The organism is Megasphaera sp. UBA4382 (assembly GCF_002391155.1).
Lineage (GTDB): Bacteria > Bacillota > Negativicutes > Veillonellales > Megasphaeraceae > Megasphaera > Megasphaera hexanoica.
Genome location: NZ_DGRS01000021.1, coordinates 1 through 20,408 on the forward strand (window position 1 = coordinate 1; position 20,408 = coordinate 20,408).

The 20,408-nt window shown below is 39.3% G+C and carries 17 protein-coding genes and 1 pseudogene; 17 read left to right on the forward strand and 1 reads right to left on the reverse strand.

The genetic code is table 11. The annotated features are described in order from the left end of the window. The 12 genes and pseudogenes from B4H10_RS02055 to B4H10_RS02110 form a co-directional block, all read left to right on the forward strand. Positions 1 to 344: pseudogene (locus B4H10_RS02055) on the forward strand (DNA repair protein RecN); the annotation flags it as partial. 177 nt (positions 345 to 521) lie between these two features. After that, positions 522 to 1,319 (forward strand): 4-hydroxy-tetrahydrodipicolinate reductase, encoded by a 798-nt coding sequence (gene dapB / locus B4H10_RS02060; protein ID WP_075581129.1) that lies wholly within the window; start codon positions 522 to 524, stop codon positions 1,317 to 1,319. A 36-nt stretch (positions 1,320 to 1,355) separates the two neighbouring features. Next, positions 1,356 to 2,393 (forward strand): aspartate-semialdehyde dehydrogenase, encoded by a 1,038-nt coding sequence (locus B4H10_RS02065; RefSeq protein ID WP_075581128.1) that lies wholly within the window; start codon positions 1,356 to 1,358, stop codon positions 2,391 to 2,393. A 25-nt stretch (positions 2,394 to 2,418) separates the two neighbouring features. Then, positions 2,419 to 3,300, forward strand: coding sequence for a 4-hydroxy-tetrahydrodipicolinate synthase (gene dapA, locus B4H10_RS02070; RefSeq protein ID WP_059076017.1), 882 nt, complete (start codon positions 2,419 to 2,421; stop codon positions 3,298 to 3,300). Between the two features lie 195 nt (positions 3,301 to 3,495). Further along, positions 3,496 to 4,257: a glycosyltransferase family 2 protein gene (locus tag B4H10_RS02075; protein ID WP_292018077.1), complete on the forward strand. Its 762-nt coding sequence runs from the start codon at positions 3,496 to 3,498 to the stop codon at positions 4,255 to 4,257. A 1-nt stretch (position 4,258) separates the two neighbouring features. Then, positions 4,259 to 4,567 (forward strand): type VII toxin-antitoxin system MntA family adenylyltransferase antitoxin, encoded by a 309-nt coding sequence (mntA, locus tag B4H10_RS02080; RefSeq protein WP_292018078.1) that lies wholly within the window; start codon positions 4,259 to 4,261, stop codon positions 4,565 to 4,567. Next, positions 4,537 to 4,920, forward strand: a complete 384-nt coding sequence (locus B4H10_RS02085; protein WP_292018079.1) for an HI0074 family nucleotidyltransferase substrate-binding subunit — start codon at positions 4,537 to 4,539, stop codon at positions 4,918 to 4,920. The genes mntA and B4H10_RS02085 overlap by 31 nt, the downstream gene beginning before the upstream one ends. A 33-nt stretch (positions 4,921 to 4,953) precedes the next feature. Beyond that, complete coding sequence (locus tag B4H10_RS02090; RefSeq protein WP_292018080.1) at positions 4,954 to 6,099, forward strand: glycosyltransferase family 1 protein; 1,146 nt, start codon at positions 4,954 to 4,956, stop codon at positions 6,097 to 6,099. A gap of 56 nt (positions 6,100 to 6,155) precedes the next feature. Then, complete coding sequence (locus tag B4H10_RS02095; RefSeq protein ID WP_292018081.1) at positions 6,156 to 7,151, forward strand: Stealth CR1 domain-containing protein; 996 nt, start codon at positions 6,156 to 6,158, stop codon at positions 7,149 to 7,151. A gap of 89 nt (positions 7,152 to 7,240) precedes the next feature. Then, positions 7,241 to 8,005, forward strand: coding sequence for a glycosyltransferase family 2 protein (locus B4H10_RS02100; RefSeq protein ID WP_292018082.1), 765 nt, complete (start codon positions 7,241 to 7,243; stop codon positions 8,003 to 8,005). A gap of 343 nt (positions 8,006 to 8,348) precedes the next feature. Next, entirely contained in the window at positions 8,349 to 9,596 is a 1,248-nt protein-coding gene (locus B4H10_RS02105; RefSeq protein ID WP_292018083.1) for an O-antigen ligase family protein, read from the forward strand. 28 nt (positions 9,597 to 9,624) lie between these two features. Continuing rightward, positions 9,625 to 10,590, forward strand: a complete 966-nt coding sequence (locus B4H10_RS02110; RefSeq protein WP_292018107.1) for a glycosyltransferase family 8 protein — start codon at positions 9,625 to 9,627, stop codon at positions 10,588 to 10,590. Positions 10,591 to 10,686: 96 nt separating this feature from the next. On the opposite strand, the gene B4H10_RS02115 is transcribed toward B4H10_RS02110, so the two are convergent. Then, positions 10,687 to 11,832, reverse strand: a complete 1,146-nt coding sequence (locus tag B4H10_RS02115) for a phosphoethanolamine transferase (protein WP_292018084.1) — start codon at positions 11,830 to 11,832, stop codon at positions 10,687 to 10,689. A gap of 922 nt (positions 11,833 to 12,754) precedes the next feature. Here B4H10_RS02115 and B4H10_RS02120 point away from each other — a divergent pair. From B4H10_RS02120 to B4H10_RS02140, 5 genes are all read left to right on the forward strand, one after another. After that, positions 12,755 to 13,921, forward strand: coding sequence for a nucleotide sugar dehydrogenase (locus B4H10_RS02120; protein WP_292018085.1), 1,167 nt, complete (start codon positions 12,755 to 12,757; stop codon positions 13,919 to 13,921). 12 nt (positions 13,922 to 13,933) lie between these two features. Next, positions 13,934 to 15,778: a phosphoethanolamine transferase gene (locus tag B4H10_RS02125; RefSeq protein WP_292018086.1), complete on the forward strand. Its 1,845-nt coding sequence runs from the start codon at positions 13,934 to 13,936 to the stop codon at positions 15,776 to 15,778. A gap of 24 nt (positions 15,779 to 15,802) precedes the next feature. Continuing rightward, on the forward strand, positions 15,803 to 16,810 hold the full coding sequence (locus tag B4H10_RS02130; RefSeq protein ID WP_059076024.1) for an NAD-dependent epimerase: 1,008 nt from the start codon (positions 15,803 to 15,805) through the stop codon (positions 16,808 to 16,810). A gap of 129 nt (positions 16,811 to 16,939) precedes the next feature. After that, positions 16,940 to 17,971, forward strand: a complete 1,032-nt coding sequence (locus B4H10_RS02135; RefSeq protein WP_292018087.1) for a GNAT family N-acetyltransferase — start codon at positions 16,940 to 16,942, stop codon at positions 17,969 to 17,971. A 190-nt stretch (positions 17,972 to 18,161) separates the two neighbouring features. After that, a complete protein-coding gene (locus B4H10_RS02140; protein ID WP_292018088.1) occupies positions 18,162 to 20,204 on the forward strand; it encodes an LTA synthase family protein in 2,043 nt (680 codons plus the stop codon). Positions 20,205 to 20,408: the final 204 nt, after the last annotated feature.

Sequence of the window (20,408 nt, forward strand, 5' to 3'; positions counted from 1 at the left end):
CTGTCGAAGGACGGACGATGATTTTTGATGAAATCGACGTCGGAATCAGCGGGCAGACAGGCCTTCAGGTAGCAGCAGAAATACACAAACTCAGCCGCCGGGGGCAGGTACTCTGTATTACTCATCTGCCACAGACGGCGGCCAGTGCAGACCACCATTACTTCATCTACAAAAAAGAAAAAGATGGGCGGACCGTTACCCAGGTACGGAAACTGAGTGAAGAAGACCATATCCGGGAAATCGCCCGCATGTTTGCCGGTGACGATACGAGTCCTGCCAGTATCACGGCGGCCCGGCAGCTCATCTGCCAGGTACGGGGAAACATATCGGATTGTAAGAAGTAACCCTTTTGGATATAGGTTCATGCTATGGCAAATGGGATGATTTACGTATAAATAAGATGTTATGTATACAGGCGTTTGCCTTGACTAAGAAGAATATAAGGTATATTATTTTTATATATTAGCAGGGTGAGGGAGTAAACAATTTCTTGCCGGAACTGCAGTAGGGAGTGTGATAGTATGCTGAAGGTACTCGTAAACGGTGCAGATGGCCGCATGGGTAGCCAGGTAGTAAAAGCCGTGTATGAAGATAAAGATCTGGAACTGGCAGGCGGTGTCAGCATTACACATATCGGGGAAGACCTGGGTGAGATTGCTGGCATTGGCACGCTGCATATGCCTGTCCGTGACAATCTGGGAAAGACGATTGATGACGTAAAGCCCGATGTTGTCGTTGATTTTACATCGCCGCGGGCTATATTTGATAATGCTAAAACGGTCATTGAACATGGTGTCAATATGGTCGTCGGAACGACCGGTCTTACGGCTGAACAGCGGGACGAACTGGGAAAAATGGCCCTGGCTGAAGGGACATGCATTTTTATTGCCCCTAATTTTGGTCTCGGCGCCGTTCTCATGATGAAGATTTCTACGGAAGTAGCCAAATATCTGCCTGACGTAGAAATCATTGAAATGCACCATAACAATAAACTGGATGCACCATCTGGCACATCTATCATGACGGCCAATATGATTGCCGCAGCCCGCAAAGAAGCTGGTATCGAACCGGCTCCGGACAAGACCCATGAAAGCCTTGAAGGTGCCCGTGGTACTAAAGTAGATGGCATTCCCATCCACAGCGTACGCCTGCCCGGATATGTGGCTCATCAGCAGGTACTCTTTGGCGGATATGGTGAATATCTGACCATCCGTCATGACTCAATCGACCGCAAATCGTTTATGCCGGGCGTTATCCTGGCTGTAAAGAAAGTCGGTTCTCATCCGGGCCTGACATTCGGTCTGGAAAATTTCTTATAAAACATGCGGGAACCGGCATAATAGGGGGAATTCAGAATGACAAAGAAACCGGTAGTAGCTATTTTGGGTGCCACAGGTGCCGTAGGACAGGAATTTATCCGTCTCATTGAAGAACGGAACTTTCCATACAGTCAGCTGAAATTGCTGGCTTCGTACCGTTCAGCAGGTAAAAAAATGACCGTAAATGGTCAGGAATATACGATAGAAGAAGCCAGGCCGGAATCTTTTGACGGTGTTGATATCGGCTTGTTTGCTGGTGGTTCCATTAGTAAAGAACTGGGACCGGAAGCGGCAAAACGGGGATGTGTCGTCATTGACAACTCCAGCACCTTCCGTATGGATCCCGAAGTACCTCTTGTCGTGCCGGAAGTCAATCCGGAAGACATTGCCTGGCATAAAAACATTATTGCCAACCCGAACTGCTCGACGATCATCATGCTCATGGCATTGAAACCAATCCATGACCTTTCACCGATTAAAAAAATCGTGGTCAGCACCTATCAGGCTGTATCCGGAGCTGGCAAGGAAGGTATTGATGAACTCAAAGAAGAAACGGAAGCATATCTTAAAGGGGAAGAAATGCAGCCGAAGATTCTGCCGAGCAAGAGCCTTCCCAAGCACTATCCTATCGCATTCAATCTGATTCCGCAGATTGACAAATTCATGGACAACGATTACACCAAAGAAGAAATGAAAATGGTCAACGAAACCCATAAGATGCTCCACGATGACAGCATTGCCATTACGGCGACGACTGTCCGCGTGCCTGTATTCCGCAGCCATGCCGAATCCATCATGGTCGAAACGGCAGACGAACTGGATGTAGAAGCCGTGCGTAAAGCCATCGACGCTTTCCCCGGTGCACAGGTACAGGATAATCCGGCGGAAATGGAATATCCCATGCCTCTCTATACGTCGGAAAAATATGACTGCTATGTCGGTCGTATCCGCAAAGACCTGTACAATCCGAAAGCAATCAATCTCTGGGTTTCCGGTGACCAGATCCGTAAAGGGGCCGCACTCAATGCCTTACAAATTGCCGAATACATGCTGGCCCATGATATGATTAAGTAACTGACTAACTAGGAGATGAATGTATATGTTAACTTTTCCTAATATTATAACGGCGATGATTACGCCATTTCATGAAGATGGTTCTGTCAATTATGAAGCCTTTGTCAATCTGGCAAAAAAATATGCTGATGAAGGCGCCGGTATCCTCGTAGCTGCGACAACTGGCGAAGGGGCCGTCATGACAGAAGACGAAAAACTGAAACTCTTCAAAATGACGGCTGATGCCCTGAAAGACAAGACACTGGTCATGGGCAATGTAGGAACGAATAATACGGCCCAGTCTATTGCTCTTGCTAAAAAAGCAGAAGAAACGGGCGTTGATGCCATTCTCTGTATCGTACCATATTATAACAAGCCAAATCAGGAAGGCTGTTACGCCCATTTTGCGGCCATTGCTAAAGCGACAAAGCTGCCTATTTTCATCTACAACGTACCTGGCCGTACAGGTGGCAAAATCGAACCGCCGACAGTGTGCAAACTAGCCCACGATTTCCCCAATATCATTGGCCTGAAAGATGCCAGCGGTGACCTTGATTATGCCGGGTATGTAGCAGCCAATGCACCGGAAGGGTTCCATCTCTATAGCGGCGATGACAACCTGACACTGCCTATCGTTGCTGTAGGCGGCGAAGGCGTCGTATCCGTCGCCGCCCATGTCATCGGCAAGGAAATGGATGAAATGATTCAGGCCCATAAAGATGGTGATGTCCAGAAAGCAGCCAAACTGCATCAGAAATACCTGCCGTTCATGAAAGGGATTTTCTGCACCGTAAGCCCCGTTCCCATCAAGACGATGATGAACATGCTCGGCTATCCGGCCGGTCCGTTCCGCCTGCCCCTCGTCGATGCCACACCGGAAGTACGGGCAAAATGCGAACAACTGTTGAAAGACATTGGTAAAATGTAAACTTCCATACAAATGAAAGAGAGACTGTCTCTTGAGCTGACCACCAATTGTTAGACCTAACATCTCACGATTGGGGATCAGTACATCCATGGCAGTCTCTCTTTTTTCTGTCAGGCCATGACTTTAAGAGCGCAATATGGTACAATATTATGTGATTATATGCCCATTTATACATGTTGCAGAAAGGAATTCATTGTGAATTCATTAGCTATATTAATCCTGACTAAAAACGAAGAAATAAATATTGTCGATGTCGTCCGCAATGCTAAAAAGTGTACAGACGAGGTGGTCGTCATTGATTCAGGCAGTACGGACCGTACGGTAGAGCTGGCTAAAGCAGAAGGAGCACATGTCGCCTACCGTGCCTGGGACGATGATTTTGCCGCACAACGCAATTTTGCACTAGAACAGACAACAGCGGACTGGGTTCTCTATCTTGATGCAGATGAACGGCTTAACGATGACCTCATTGCTGCTATCCATCAGGTCCTGGAGGATAGTGATATGGGGGCACAATATGCGATTACCCGTAAATCCGTTGCCTTTGATGTAACATTCAGTCATGGTGTACTCGATCCGGATCACGTGCGGCGCATGTTTCCCCGTACGACCGTCCGCTGGGTCCATAAAGTGCACGAACACCCTGAATGTGAATTGCCGGAAAAAAGATTGTCCGGTTATATCGAACACCATACATACCGTGATTGGAAAGAATGGGAAGAGAAGTTATGCCTGTATACGACTATCTGGGCAGAAGATGCCTATAAACGGGGTAAACGGACGTCTATGGGAGGTATTTTTCTTCACAGCATAGGAGGATTTTTCAAAATGTTTGTCCTTCGTAAGGGATTTCTTGATGGAGCCATCGGTTCCTATCTATGCTGTACCCATTTCTTTTATACTATGCTGAAGTATCTGAAACTACATGAACTGCAGCGGAAGCACGGTGACCGATAAGATGGAAGAAACGGCTATCCGGAGCGTTAAGCATATGGTTATCCAGCATTTCAAAGACAAAAATGTAAGAATTTATTTATTTGGCTCCTGGGCCAGAGGAGAGCAGAAACGGAGCTCAGACATCGATATTGCTATTGAAAGCACAGAAGATTTTTCCTATGAAATATCAGTACTACGGGAAAAATTAGAAGACTCGACGATTCCAAGAAGAGTAGACATAGTAGATATGAATCATGCTGGCCAAGCTCTCTGTCAACGCATCAGGAAAGAAGGTATCGTATGGAAAGAATTACGGAACGATATGAATTAGCTGTCAGGGCACTGGCAAAATTTCATGAACTTGCTCACCGGCAGGATTTGACAGAAATTGAACGCGATGCCCTGATTCAGCGGTTTGAATTTACCTTTGAACTTGTCTGGAAATGTGCGAAAGAATATCTCTATACACAGGAAGGTATAGATGTGGCGTCACCGAAAAAAGTGATTCGTTCATGCAGGGAAATAGGAATTTTGGGTGAGTCCGATACGGAATTGGCTTTAAAAATGGTCGATGACCGTAATTTGACGACTCACACGTATGATGAGTCGTTTATAAAAAGCCTGATCAGCCGGTTCCCTGATTACGACAGGATTCTTCACTCCTGGCTGATGCGTCTGCAATAGCTTAAATAGAAATCGTGAGAGGAGTCTGTTACTTTGCGTATTGCCATTTTAGAGTCAATTGTCATGCCAGCAGGGCATGAAGTAGAATTTGACCGTATCCTGGTAGAAGAATTGAAAAAACAGGGTCACGAACCTGTTTTTTTTGTGCCGGAACATTTTCCCTTTAAATTGGATTATCATTGTGATGTAGAATACCTCGAAGGAGGAGAAGCTATCTCCTATGCCGGTGTCAGCCGTCTGAAACGGTTATGGCTGTCTATGCAGCGGGAAAAACGGCGCGTGGCATGGTTGGATAGTGCCTGCCGGAAAGGTGCTGCCGGGAAATGCGATGCTGTCATTGTACCGACCAATAGCTGGCGTGTCATGCGTTCTATCCGCCATAGTATACTGAAGGATAGTACAGTTCCGTTTTTATTCATGTTTCATGGCATCATGCCGAAAGACCGGCGGAGATTCTGTGATGGTGTAAAAAGCTTGAAGAGATATCCCAATATTCATTTGGGGGCGTTGGGATTACAAACCGAATTTCCGGAATTAAATAAATGCCCTAATTTCCACACTATTATGGCTCCTGTATATGTGCCTTTTGATTTACCTGTTACACCGGAATTTCATATCCATACGCCGTTGCGCCTTGGCTTTTTTGGTCAATACCGCCGGGAAAAAAATCTGGATTTCTTCCTGCAGGCCTTCGTAAAAGCCAAATTTACAACGCCTGTTACACTGACGGTGCAAGGCGCTACGGCTACACAGTCGGATAGTGATGATTTTGAACGACTACGGAATAAATATGCATCGTATACAAATATTCACTTTCTGCACAAGAACCTCCTGGGGATGGAATGGCAGCAGGAAATCATGAATATAGATGTCATGCTCCTTCCCTATGGAGCTGAACGCTACCGGTATCAGCCCAGTGCCATGCTGTTTACGGCAATTGGATATTATAAACCGGTACTTCAATCGCCTGAAATGAATCCCGAAATTCTTAAGGAATTTAATATAGGGGAAGCCGTGCAACTCGATTCTGTTGAAGTGTTTTCACGGCAATTAGAAAATTTCGTCAATACATTTCCTGACCATCAGGAAACATACCGGCAGGGACTCCTCGGAGCCAATGAAAAATATGGGCAGGATAAGCTCATACAGCGGATTGTTGGGATTTTGTCCGAGAAATAAGAGTAATAACATGAGCTGGAGCCGGTTGGAAAATATAGAGGAATGGTGATAGATTCATGAATATAGGTCCAATTGATATGGTGTATTGTTGGTGTGATGGTAATGATCCGGCCTTTCAGGAACGAAAGAATTATTATCTTCAGCAGGAAAAAGGAACCCATGATTCTGATTCAGTGGGGAATCACCGATTTGCTGATAATGAAGAACTTCGATATTCTTTACGGTCTCTTACTATGTATGCTCCCTGGATTCATCATGTCTATATCGTTACCGACCGGCAAACTCCCCGGTGGTTGAATACGGACTATGAAAAAGTAACGGTCATCGACCATTCCCAGATTATGCCACAAGAACTTATCCCGTGCTTTTCATCATCTATTATAGAACGTTACATTGTTAATATCCCGGGGTTATCAGAGCATTTTTTATATGGCAATGATGATATGTTTTTTGGCAGAACTATTGTACCGGAATTCTTTTTTACATCTGCAGGGGAACCCGTTGTTTATGTGAAGTATTTTGAAAAATTTAAGCGCATCGAGGACTTAGCAGATTTTGAAAATAAGTACAATTCAGCAAGTACATGGATGAAAACGAATTTGAGAGCATGGCATTTATTATATAAGAATTATGGAAAACACGAATTTTATGTATCGGCACACAATATTGACGCCTATAGGAAATCTTTATTTCAGGAAGCTTTAAAAAAATATAATGAAGCATTATCAGAAAGCATGCATTATCGTTTCCGAAATGAAAATGATATAGAACGATGTTTGTTTAACATGGATGCTGTTTATAATGGGCATGGTACTTTAAAGCTCGTTGAACCCCCCAGTTTCTGGAAAAAACACATACATAAACCAAAAGGATATTCCTGGGTATGTTACTGTGGTTCTGAAGATGAAAAGACACGCAAGCAGATTTGTCGTTTTGAACCGTATCTTTTTTGTATTAATGCTGATTCTAAAGGACAACTGGAAGATAAGCAGGCTATGAGAGCATTTTACGAACAATTGTTTCCCACGGCATCACCGTTTGAACGTGAATAAGAATATAGTACATGGAGACTAGAATCTCTAGATCCACTAGTTTATTTGTCGGTTTTGATGCTAATATCTATTAAATGGGAGAATAAGGTATGACAACTGATAAGAATCCCCTTGTGAGTATTATTGTTCCAGTATATAATACTCAGGTATATCTTGAACGATGTATAAAATCTTTACTGAATCAGGAATACCCAAATATCGAGATTATATTAATTGATGATGGCTCATCTGATAATTCACTTTTTATTTGTGAAAAATACCAAACAGATGATCGTGTGGTAATTATCCATCAGGAAAATAGTGGAGTCAGTATGGCTAGAAATAATGGCCTGGATAGAGCAAGAGGAGATTATATATCTTTTGTGGATTCTGATGATTTTGTTTCTCCTTATTTTATTTCACATGCCGTTGGTGAAATAGAGAAACATGATGCAGATATAGTTTTGTTTGATTTTTATCAGATAAAAAGTGGAAAATCAGTTCTACCTGTTCCTGATTTTCATAAAAAATATAAAAACGAATTAAGAAAGGGAAATATAAATATAAAAAAATTGCTCATTGCAGACTTTGTTCCTAATTATATGTGGAATAAATTATTTAAAAGAAGCCTATGGGAGACTGTCCGTTTTCCCGTTCAATATAAATATGAAGACTTGTTTATATTAATTCACGTTCTTGATAGAGCAAATGTAATTGTATATTTACCGGAAAGATTATATTACTATAATAGAGATAATGTAAATTCTATTACAAGTTTTTTAAGTATAATGCAGCCTTTTACCCGCTATTGTCATTTTAAAGCCCTTTATGAACGATATGATATTTTGAGTTCTGTCTCCTGGGGGGAAACGTAAAAAAGATAGTTGGGTCGAAAGTGATGAAGGAAGCAATAGAGACAATGGTTATCCAATATGGAAATCCTTCCCTTGCGGATAAGCAGGTAAAGGAAGTTATGGAGTTTATCCATCATGAAAGAAGAAATTCTACGATTAAGATAGGAATAAAATCATCTATTATTAAATGGGCACTCTGTAATTTTCCACTAATAGTTAAATATTATGGACAGAAAAGATATAAGAGAAAAATGAAGAAATGATAAGCTATATCACAGCTTTTTATATAAGTATCAGATGAATTAGTGTAGAAAAAATGTTTATACATTACAACATTACCTTTTGAATGTAAAGGATTATAATTATGATAAGTAAATATAATATAAAATTTTTATTTTTTATTCAGTTTTTAACTATTTATGCGGCGACTAGTATTATTTCTAATGCATTATACAGTATTTCTATGGGGTGTTTGGCCTTGTGTATGATAATGATGTGTTGGAAAAAGGGAATTAAATCTGTTATATGGCCGGATAAATTATTTTGTTGGATGTACCTGCCATTTTTTGCTCTTATTATATTAGCATCTGTCCTGGCCGGGCATTATGATTCCTTTTTGAAGGCATTAGATTTTACTAGCTGGTCTATAATTCCGTTTTTTCTATATTATGTCACTATGCAACGACAGTTTTCGGGTACAAGTATTATTTTGGGAATTATTGCAGGAAGCTGGACGTTAGGTGGATATGCGCTATATCAGTGGATGGTTTTGTCGGAAACAGTACGGATACAGAGTTATCTGGGAAACCCTAATTTTTTAGCTGAAATGATTGAAATGAATATACCATTCCTTCTTGTGTATGCTGTAGCTGGTCAAAAGAATAAGAAAATCAAGATTGCCGCAGGTGTAACAGCTATTATGACCTGCTTTGTCCTGGCACTGACAGCTAGCCGTGGTGCTTTGCTGGGATTAGGAATCGGAGGTATTATTTATTGCATAATCCGATTTGGCAGCTTGTCACGAATGGATAAAAAGAAGATAATGGGTATGGCCTTGGCCATTTGTTTGGTTTTGGGAATTACAGCAGGCACGTTTTTTATAAAATATAATGGAAATAAAGGGGCTGTCAGATCATATGATTATGAACGGGTACTTTTATGGAAATCAAGTTATGCTATGTGGCAGGATCACAAATTAGTCGGAATAGGGTTGAGACATTGGCATGACGAATATATTAATCATTATATATTACCAGATGCCAAAGAAAAAGAACTGACACAGCCTCATAATATATATGCTTATTGGTTTTCTCAAACAGGTGTTGTTGGTGGTACTGGCTTCATTTTGTTTACGATAGGTATCTTCGTTTATTTGTGTAAGAAATTAAGAGCAAATCCTAATGACATATTTTTAAATGCCTTATTCTGGGCTTTTTTAACTGTTATGTTTCATGGACTTGTTAATAATGGAGTTATTGATAAATTTGTCATGCGCTTGTACAGTACGTATCTGGGTATTGGTTTGGCTTCTGTTGCTTATCATCGATTACAGACAGATAACCATAATCTGACTGCGCCAGAGAGAAAGGACGATTCTTACGAAAACATTTGAACCTTCATTTTTTGATAAAAAAAATTTCATACGATCAACGAAACGGTTCTCTTATGTAAAGAGTGATGGAGAAAAGACTGTCTGCCATGTCTGTTATAATGTCAATGACCCGTTTATTTCTATTATGGGAGCCTCTCTGATTTCTGTCGTCAAAAATAATCCGGATATGGATTTTGTCTTTCATATCTTCACGGATGGCTATTCTTCGGAAAATGAAACCCTCATTGACAAGGTCGCCAATGAATTTCAGTGCACATGTTATCTCTATGAACTGAATATGACGCCCTTTGAAGATTTTCATATCAAGGTAGCCCGGTTCTCCCGTATTACCTATGCTCGTCTGTATATGCCCAAGGTGTTAAAAGGCCTCACACCGAGGTTTATTTATGTCGATGCCGATGCTATGTGTGTCCGGTCCCTGAGAGATTTATGGAATCTGGATATGCAGGGAAAAGCAATGGGAGCTGTATCGGAGAAACCGGAGGCTGTAACATATCGGGCGGGATATCTGAAATTATCGAGTGGAAAATACTTTAATGATGGCATCATGCTGGTCGATGTCGATGCGTGGGAAAATCAGCAGATTACAGAACAGTGTTTTGCTTATCAATGCGAACCGAAAGACCGTTTTCTTGGACAGAGTCAGGATGTACTGAATCTTGTCTTTGATGGTCAGAATTACTTCCTTCCCAGGCAGTATAATATGTATGGCGGAGGAAGCAGGGATCAGGGAGATAGTGTTTTCGTTCATTGGACGGGAAGACGTAAGCCGTGGCAGATGGTCCTGACAGAGTTTGATGCCAAGTGGCGGACATATAATGCATTATCCCCATGGAAAACGATTACCAATCTATTGCCTGTCAAAAAGCCTGAGAATTATCATGATTTCCAGCAATGGGGCCGGTATCAGAAAGCCCATGGCAATATGGCAGGATATATCAAGGGAATGTTCTGGTATTCATGGTTACGGATCCGTTATAAAACACATCTATAATAAAAAGTATACAATATGTCAAAGGCTGTCTCATGGACGATAAGGTCGGTGAGACAGCCTCTGTTTTTTATGAATCAGCCAGGCTGATTCTGCTTGTTATATATCTTCGCGTATATGTTTTTTGCCATGCAGCGTGAGCGCCTGATCAAGGGTAAGAGAATAATCAGGAGATGAGAGATCATATTCTGCATGATAGAAATTGGACGGTGCCTGGATGATTCCAGAAAGAGATTCAAACAACAGGTCATTCGTAAAGATATCATGGGAATGGTCCCGCAATGTCCTGACTGTATCTGGATAGGCCTGAGCATATGCCGGAGATAGATATAGCCATAGAGGAATGCGGACCATATCAAAACGGAATGGAGAAGACGTATGGGTATATTCCATATTTTCTCCATGGTCGGACACATAGACCATGGCCTGCAGTTGCATGTGATTTTTTCCATACTCGTAAATCTGTTGCAATACGTAGTCTGTATATTGCAGGGAATCGTCATAATAATCCTCTTTGGATGACGTTGGCAGATGGCGGGATTGAATAAACGATTCAGGAACTCTCCGGTCATAGCGGAAATGACTGCCATTCAAATGGATGATGATAAAATTATTGGCATTATCATTTTCAGCGGAGATGCGCTGAAGTTCCGGAATAACAGTTTCATCCTCTCCATGGAGCCATTTTACCGTATCAGCCCTGTCGGCTAAAACGGTGACACCGGCATCGGATACCGTACTCTTGTTTTGCAAAGAAAGCCAATAGGTATGATATCCGGCTTTTTTTGCTACATCGAGAATATCTGTAGCATTTTTGAGGGGAACTTTGTTGTATTGATTGGAACTGGTCAGTGCTTGTGTAACAGCCATGACTGTATTGGGAAAATTGGCATAGGATTTGTCAAAAAAGATAAAATCAGGACTGGCTTTCTGTGTTTTTTCCCAAGGGGTCGTATTGTTGGGATAGGAATCATTGAAAGCAGACATTCTATCGCGAACGGCACTTTCTCCTATAACTACAATGACTGTACCGGGTAGCTTTTGAGAGAGCGTCATGCTATCCGACTTAATGGAAAGAGATTCCGTATTGGCATCAATATTATTTTTCAACTGGATAAAAGCATTCATAGGACCGTTGAGACGGCGCAGATGCAGGACCTGATCTGTCGGAAAAATAGTCATAAGATAATTGATGAAAAAATACACGATAACGATTGCAAAAATAACTACTTTCTTCTTTTTCAAATGGCCCGTATATGGATGGGACGTGGTGTGGAATGTACTCCACAAGATTACTGCAAATAAGGCTACAATTAAACTTCCTATAATGAGCAGTTTTGTTGGCGAAAACGTAGCTGTCAGATAATTGACGATTTCGTCAGGATTAGTGGCTATGACAGATAATAAAGCATATTCATCGAATGTCTGTCCGTAAATAAGTGCATAAGAGGCATAAAAAATAGCACAAACAAAGAACAGGAATATTCCTATGGAGTATAACAGGGAACATAAAATTCGCCAGCTTTTTCTGATACAGGATATAGTGATGATGCAGATTAGCTGTAATGCGAAGAACAAGCAGGGAACTATGTAATAATTGCCGATGTCTTTATGTAAAGCGTCAGGAATCCGGGAAAATACGGCCGTATATATAGCAATCCATAGGATCGTACAAATAGCACAATGGATGAGCTTACTTTTTTGAACGGGTATTTTGAAAGCAGTCATATCTAATGTCAGCGGGAGACATGTAAACACGGCCCAGGTAAAAAAGATGCTGCGAAGAAGGCGGAGAACTGTCATATGTCCTACATGCAATAACGAATCTTTAAAACATAGAGCCATGATAAGTAAGAGTATCATAAATAGGAAACCGGTTAGTTTCGCGCTATTCCCCATCGCTTTTTTGGGAATAGCGTGGAATGGTATATGTTGAAAGAAAGATGGAATCATTGGGATATTCACCTCAGAATGTAAATTTTAGGTAAAAATGTGATATAAAATACATATAATATCATAATACAAATATAAATTTGGAACAAGGCATAATCTGTCATTACGAATTGTTCTGTTGGATATTATTTAAGAAATGTTAAATTATCCCATGTCATGTGATATAATACGTACATGTGAATTATTAATTTAATATAAGAGAGCAGGGAGACTAATGAAAATAGCGATTGCCGGAACTGGATATGTAGGGCTTTCCAACAGCATGCTTCTGGCACAGCATAATGAAGTGGTAGCACTGGATATTGTTCCTGAAAAAGTAGATATGTTGAACCAGGGAATATCGCCTATCATCGATGATGATATTTCCAAGTTTTTACAGCGCAGTGATATCCGTTTCAAGGCGACTCTCCGCCCGGAAGAGGCCTTTGTCGGGGCCAGTTTCGTTATTATTTCGACGCCGACTAACTATGATCCGGATAAAAATTTCTTTGATACCTCATCGGTTGGATCGGTCATTGAAGAAGTATTGGATATCAATCCGGAAGCGGTCATGGTCATTAAATCGACAGTTCCTGTCGGATATACACAGCACATCAAGGAAGTTTACCATACGGACAATATCATGTTTTCTCCGGAGTTTCTGCGGGAAGGCAAGGCCCTGTATGATAATCTCCATCCATCTCGTATTGTCGTCGGCGAACGGTCGGAACGAGCTCATGTTTTTGCAAATTTGCTGGCTGACGGAGCAGTAAAACAGGATATTCCTATGTTGTTTACCGGATCGACCGAAGCTGAAGCTATCAAGCTCTTTGCCAATACCTATCTGGCATTACGTGTGGCTTATTTCAATGAACTTGATTCTTATGCCGAAATGAGGGGACTCAGTACAAAAGATATCATTGATGGAGTGTGCCTTGATCCGCGCATTGGAGATTTTTATAATAATCCGTCTTTCGGATATGGTGGATACTGCCTGCCGAAGGATACAAAGCAGCTTTTGGCCAATTATCAGGATGTGCCGCAGAATCTGATTTCTGCTATTGTTGCGGCAAATAGGACGCGGAAAGACCATATTGCCGATATGATTATTGCCAAAAATCCCCGCATCGTCGGCGTCTATCGGCTGACAATGAAGAGCCATTCCGATAATTTCCGCGCTTCTGCTATCCAGGGGGTCATGAAACGCATCAAGGCGAAAGGCATCGAGGTCGTCGTCTACGAACCGACGTTGAAAGCGGATGACTTTTTCCATTCCCGTGTCATCCGTGACTTGAACGAGTTCAAGGAGATGAGTGATATTATTATTTCTAACCGCTGGGCTGAAGAACTAAGCGATGTTCGTGATAAAGTCTATACACGGGATATTTTTGACCGAGATTGAGATTAGGAGAAAATGAAAAAATACGTATTAAAGATTGATAAAAAATATTTTATATTTTTTTTGAGCACCTATTTATTGATGTTAAGTGTTTTTTTCTTTACATCCATTGGAACAGAATCTTATCGGTTCTTTCTTAATATGAGGCGTTATTTTCCAGTAGCTGTAGTGGTTACACTTGCATTTTTTTATTGGAATTATTATGATTTCCCAATAAAGAAAATATTACCAGATTGTTTTATAGGTATTGCTTGGATTTTAACACACAATATACTTGACTATTTTGCTTATAGAAATGTTTCAACCAATATAAATAACTTTTTTGATATTGCTTTTGGTGGATATGTTTTTTCACTTCTTATCTTTTTGCGAATATTTCTATATCTAGTTTTCAAAAGGTCTAGTAAATTCATCAACTTTATGCTCGGTTTTATTCAAACTATTTTGTTGTTAATCCCATTGATTGAATTGAGCTACTTTAGTTATTATTATACAACGATTAGCACCGCAGCTAGTATTGCTTTTTTACAATCTAATCCCAATGAAGTTAAAGAATATCTACTACAAAATATAGGTGTAATGGGAATTTTTTGTTTTATTGTAGGCGTGAGTTTGCTTTGTATATTCCTTATTAGACAAAATAAACTTGAAATATCATCAAAAATTACTTCTGTGGACTTTAGAAAAAATAGAAAGCCCTTTTTAGTATTGCTCGTGTTGATTTTTTCGATAGGCATTTACTTGCCTAAATGCTTTGCTGGTACGGGTGTCATTCATTCAATGTTAGGCGCTAAGCAATATCTTGATAATGCAAAGAAATTTGAAAAATACCATAAAGCGAATTTTGATCAATTACAAGTAATCTCCTCGGCGAACAAATTTTCTAAGCCATCAACTGTTATTTTAGTTATTGGTGAATCAGCTGGACGAAATTTCATGAGTGCATATGGATATAGTGCGAACGATACTACGCCATGGCTTAGGGAAAAAATTGAAAAAGATAGCACTCATTTTTTGCGATTTAATCATGCATATTCTTCTTATGGTTCGACAATGCAATCTTTAGAAAGAGCACTCACTGAAAAGAATCAGTACAATAATAAAGATTTTAGTCAGTCTCTCACTATCATTGACTTAGCTAAGAAAGCTGGTTATAAGACATATTGGTTTAGTAATCAGAGCGTAAGAAATACAGCAGATACACCTATACAATTAATAGCAAGGACTGCTGATGTGGCTTATTGGATTGAAGATGGGACTGAAAATAATAGAGTATTATATGATGGTGATTTATTACCTTCCTTGAAAAAAGTCAATGCGAACGAGAATAACTTTATTGTTTTACATGTAATGGGGAGTCATGAATTAACACTCCATCGTTTTCCACCAGAATTTACCCGATTTGGGACAGCTGGCGTCTTTGATTTGGTTTCAAATTATGAAGATTCAATGGCTTATGATGATTGGGTGTTACAGCAGATTTTTTCATATGCTAAAGAAAATCTAAATTTACAGGTTATGATTTTCTTTTCTGATCATGGTGCTAATCCATATAGAAAGCGAGTTGCGGATAATATTCCTTTTATTAATCTTCGAATTCCTCTTATTATTTATTTGTCCGATGAGTACGAACAGTTATATCCTCAAACAACCTCAGTGTTAATAGAACATGAAAATCAATATTTTACCAATGATTTGATGTATGAATTGATAGGTGGGATATTACAAATTAAATCAAATCATTTGGATGAAAAAAATGACCTGTCTAGTAAAGAATTCCAATTTACTCGAGATACTTTGAAAACTGATTTGGGTAGGAAAAACATAAAAGATGATTATAATGAAAACAAGATACAATGATTTAAAAGAAAGTAGTTGATAGAAATGAATCAGTACAAAAATTTTGATACATCAAAGAAGATATTGATTACAGGTGCCGCCGGTTTTATCGGATTTCATCTGGCAAAGCGCCTGCTCGATTTGGGGACGACTGTATTGGGATTAGATAATCTCAATGATTATTACGATGTCAGTCTGAAGGAAAGCCGTCTGCGTATATTAAAAGACTATCCATGTTTTACCTTTGTCAGAGGGGACCTGGCTGATGCGGATACGGTGAATAAACAGTTTAAAATGTTCCAGCCGGATATTGTTGTCAATCTGGCTGCCCAGGCGGGAGTACGCTACAGTATCGACCATCCCCGGTCCTATATTGATTCCAATATCATTGGATTTTTTAATATTCTTGAAGCCTGTCGTCATCATACGGTTGAGCATTTGCTGTTTGCCTCCAGTTCTTCTGTATATGGTAATCAGCAGAAAACGCCTTTTTCTACAAGTGATAATGTGGATCATCCTATCAGTCTCTATGCGGCAACTAAGAAATCGGATGAACTCATGGCCTATACGTACAGTCACCTCTACGGTATTCCGGCGACGGGACTCCGCTTTTTTACTGTGTATGGTCCCTATGGACGGCCGGACATGGCTTATTTCAAATTTGCTAATAAGATCCGGAAGGGTGAACCTATCCAGATTTACAATCATGGCGATATGTACCGGGATTTCACCTATGTCGATGATATCGTAACAGGTATTGAGCACATGCTTTGTAATCCACCTAAGGCGAATGAATTGGGAGACTTGTACAAAGTATATAATATTGGCAACCATAAACCGGAACAACTTATGCATTTTATCGAAGTACTGGAACAAGCACTGGGACAGAAAGCAGAAAAAGAATACTTGCCCATGCAGCCGGGAGATGTATACCAGACCTATGCAGACGTCACGGATCTCCAGAAAGACTTTGATTTTAAACCAGAAACGACGATAGAAGAAGGATTGGGAAAGTTTGCCGTCTGGTATAAAAAATATTATGATCTAAACTGATAAGTTAGAATATTGACTACGTATCAAATTTTTGAGAAAGTGATAATGTTCTATGGTTTATCTGCTTATTATTAATAACTTGTATTTACATTTGACATAATTTTTATTACGAAAGGCGATGTGATATTTGTGTTAGTTCAGTATAAATGGGAAGAGTCAGATTTAGATAAAATTTGGAAAGAACTTTATCAGGGTAACTGTTATGTTTTTCCATATTCATCAAGAGAATATAATGAAAATATTTTTACATATAAAAAGGTAAAGCCAACTACTTTATTTCAGCAAGATTATTTTCTTGTGTATTATAAAGATAATGACAAAGCTACTCCGTTAATGATTATGCCTATATATGTTAAAAAGAAATGTGCATACATTTTTGGGGAAAATATTAGCGGGGCTGGAAATTTAGACTTTATTTACTCTCGAGACATTACAGATGAGCAATTTTTCTCAGCTTTCAAAGAACTAGGACAATATTTCAAGGGAATGGAATTAAAACTTTATAAAATAAATCAGCGTTCACGATTATATAATTTTTTTGAAAATAATTATGATACTCTATTAAAATTGTATAATTTAAAAAAAGAAATGGATCGTGTTTGTGTCAAAATTATTTTTCCCGATGAATATGAGCCATATTTTCAAGGTTTATCGCGAAATTCAAAATCTAATCTTCACAAAGCCTATAATAAGGTTAAAAAGATTAATGCAGAGATGCATTTGAAGGTAATCCATGGTCCATTTGGGGATAAAAAATTTTTATCTGATATAATGAGAATTTATACAAAAAGAGAATCAGAAAGAAAACAACGAAAAATGGATTTTTTTCCGTTTATTAAACATCGATATTTCTCTCCGCTGACTTGGGCAATGAAAAATATGGATTCGCACTATACTTTTTGTTTATTTTTGCAACACTGTCCGGCAGCGTTCATGAGCGGATTTCTTACTAATTTTAATGAAATTGTTTTTCCTATTGTAGCAATGGATAGTTCTTTTTCACATTATGCTCCAGGAAAACTAATGATTAGTGAGAGTATAAAATATTTGCAAAAAAATTCTCAAATTCGAGGGTTAGATTTATCTCGTGGCGATGAAAGATATAAATTAGAAATGGGAGGAGAAAAACATTATAATTATAGATTCTTTTTACAGTTTTAATAATTTAGATTTGGCTGTTGTTATTTCTTGAGTTTTTATAAAAAATTATCATAAGATGTATAAGGGCAGATTGTGTAGTTTTACAATAATATCAACAAGTAAAGAGATAAAATAAAGAGATGTTGGTCAATAAAATTTGTTTATTTTTTACATAAGTAACTCTATGTTTCACAATATATGAGGTGTCATTGTGTTTGAACAATTCTTTCTATCGATGCAACAGGATATCAAATTATTTTTAGTTTTTCCTATTTTATGTGCCATATTCCGAGCCATTTTTATAAAGGTATATTCTCCCTATCCCAGCTTAAAAGGTCGTTGGAAGGTAGTATGGCATTGTTTCCGGTATGGATTCTGGTGGGGTATGGATTTTAATGCCTACGTTTTTTTGCTGCCCCTGGTTCTGGTTTCTATTCCAGGATTGTTCATCACTTCTTACCATGCGTTAGAGAATGATATCTTATTATATGCAGGATTAGTGTATGCACTGGTATTGTATGCTGCCTTTGTGGGGAAAATGATATTTTATAATCATTTTCATGATACATATAATCAGATAGTCCGTTTAGGTGCTAAAGCGGAAAAGCATAATCTTGTGGATGTTTTCTTTCATCAGGATCATGGACTCCTGTTTATACTGGCAGGGATTCCGTACGGGTGGATTGTTAAGTACTGGATAATGAGTTTTTTAGCCTTGCCAAGTATTCCATATCCTGCTTTTACATCTTCTATAGGTATGTATATATTTAATATACTGATATGTGTGGGTATTATCCTTGGATTTTACTGGTTTCGATATGGCGGTACGTTTTGGCATGATGACAAACCAGAGTGGGATACCATACCGAGTATTGTAAAAAAAGACATTTTTTTTGCCAAAGCGACGGTCGATGATTTAGTTGCTTTGGAACAAGTCAAGAAACATAAACTGAATGATGCATATACCCATAGTGATGAAGAAGATTTACAGTCAATGCAGGCCGTATTACCTGCCGGAGCAGACGATATTACGTCATACCCTAACCCTGTGTATGCGTTCAGACATATTGCAAAAGGTCCGAGGATAAAAAAACCATCTCATATTTTCTTAATTGTTGGTGAAAGTTATTTACAACAGTTATTTGATCCTGCTTATGCTTGTTTGAACCTGACATCAGGCGGCAAAAGATTAATGAATGATGTCCATACGGCTGTTTTGTCTAATTCTCTTTCATCAGGGATTATTTCCAGACCTTCTATTGTAAGTCTTATGTCGGGGATTTTTGACGCAGGTTTGGAACTCAACGAAAAAGAAACATTTTGGAAGGGAACAGTTCCTACAGCATTTCCTTTGCAGTTAAAGAAATTAGGGTATACTTCTACCTATTGGTATGGTGGAAATGTGACGTATGGTAATTTTAATCAGTTTGCACCAGCTTGTGGTTTTGACAGGGTAATGACAGCTACTGATTTTTGTGGTCCGAAGGCTCCTAAAACGTGGGTAGGAGTCTATGATAATGTATTTTTAGATAAAGCAGCTGAACTGATTCAGCAGACCAATTCCGGGAAGCCTGAATTTCATTTTGTATATACGACATCATATCATGGCCCGTTTAAAATTAATTTGAAAAAGTATGGATATGACACAGAAAGTGTTATGCCTGATGCTCCTGACGATATCAAACATAATAAGAGTTTGCAGGAAAATTTAGGTACGTTCTGGCTTTCTGATCAGGCCATCGGTACTTTTATTGATCGTATGCGTGCTGCCTATCCGGATAGTCTTTTTATTGTTACAGCCGATCATGCTATTAATATGACGCCACTGCAACATACCTCTATTATGAATCGGGATTGTTCCATACGGGAGCAGCATTGTCCGGTTTTCATGGTGTATCATAAAGACTTGGATCAGCATATTTTTGCCGGAAACACTATTGGTGGTCATATGAATATCATGCCTACGGTTATTGAACTGATTGCACCAAAAGGCTTTACATATTATTCTTTATTTTCTTCGCTTACTGAACCTATCGACCATTTAGTTACGCCATATCATTGGCTCAGACCGGATGCATATGGAACTTTTGAAAATGAATTTTATCAGCCATTGGGGAAGCATCATAAAGAAGATGAACTCTGTGAAGGACCGATTCCCTATGTAGATGAATGTACGGCGTGGAAAAATTTGACAGGATATATGGTACGCCATCCGGAACTGTTGCAGAAAAAAGAAGACATTCTTCAGCAATAGAAGGGCAGCTTGGCAGTCTCCTCTCCTATGTGTTCATTTGTCATTAGCAAAGCTCCATCCAATGTAAGTGTATCTATCACATTGGATGGAGCTTTATTGCATGTATCACGCAGGATGCAGCAATGTCTGATGTTTTGTTGTGGAAACGGATAATTTTCTGTATATATGGCAACGGATAGCAAAAAGCGACAGCATTCTATACAT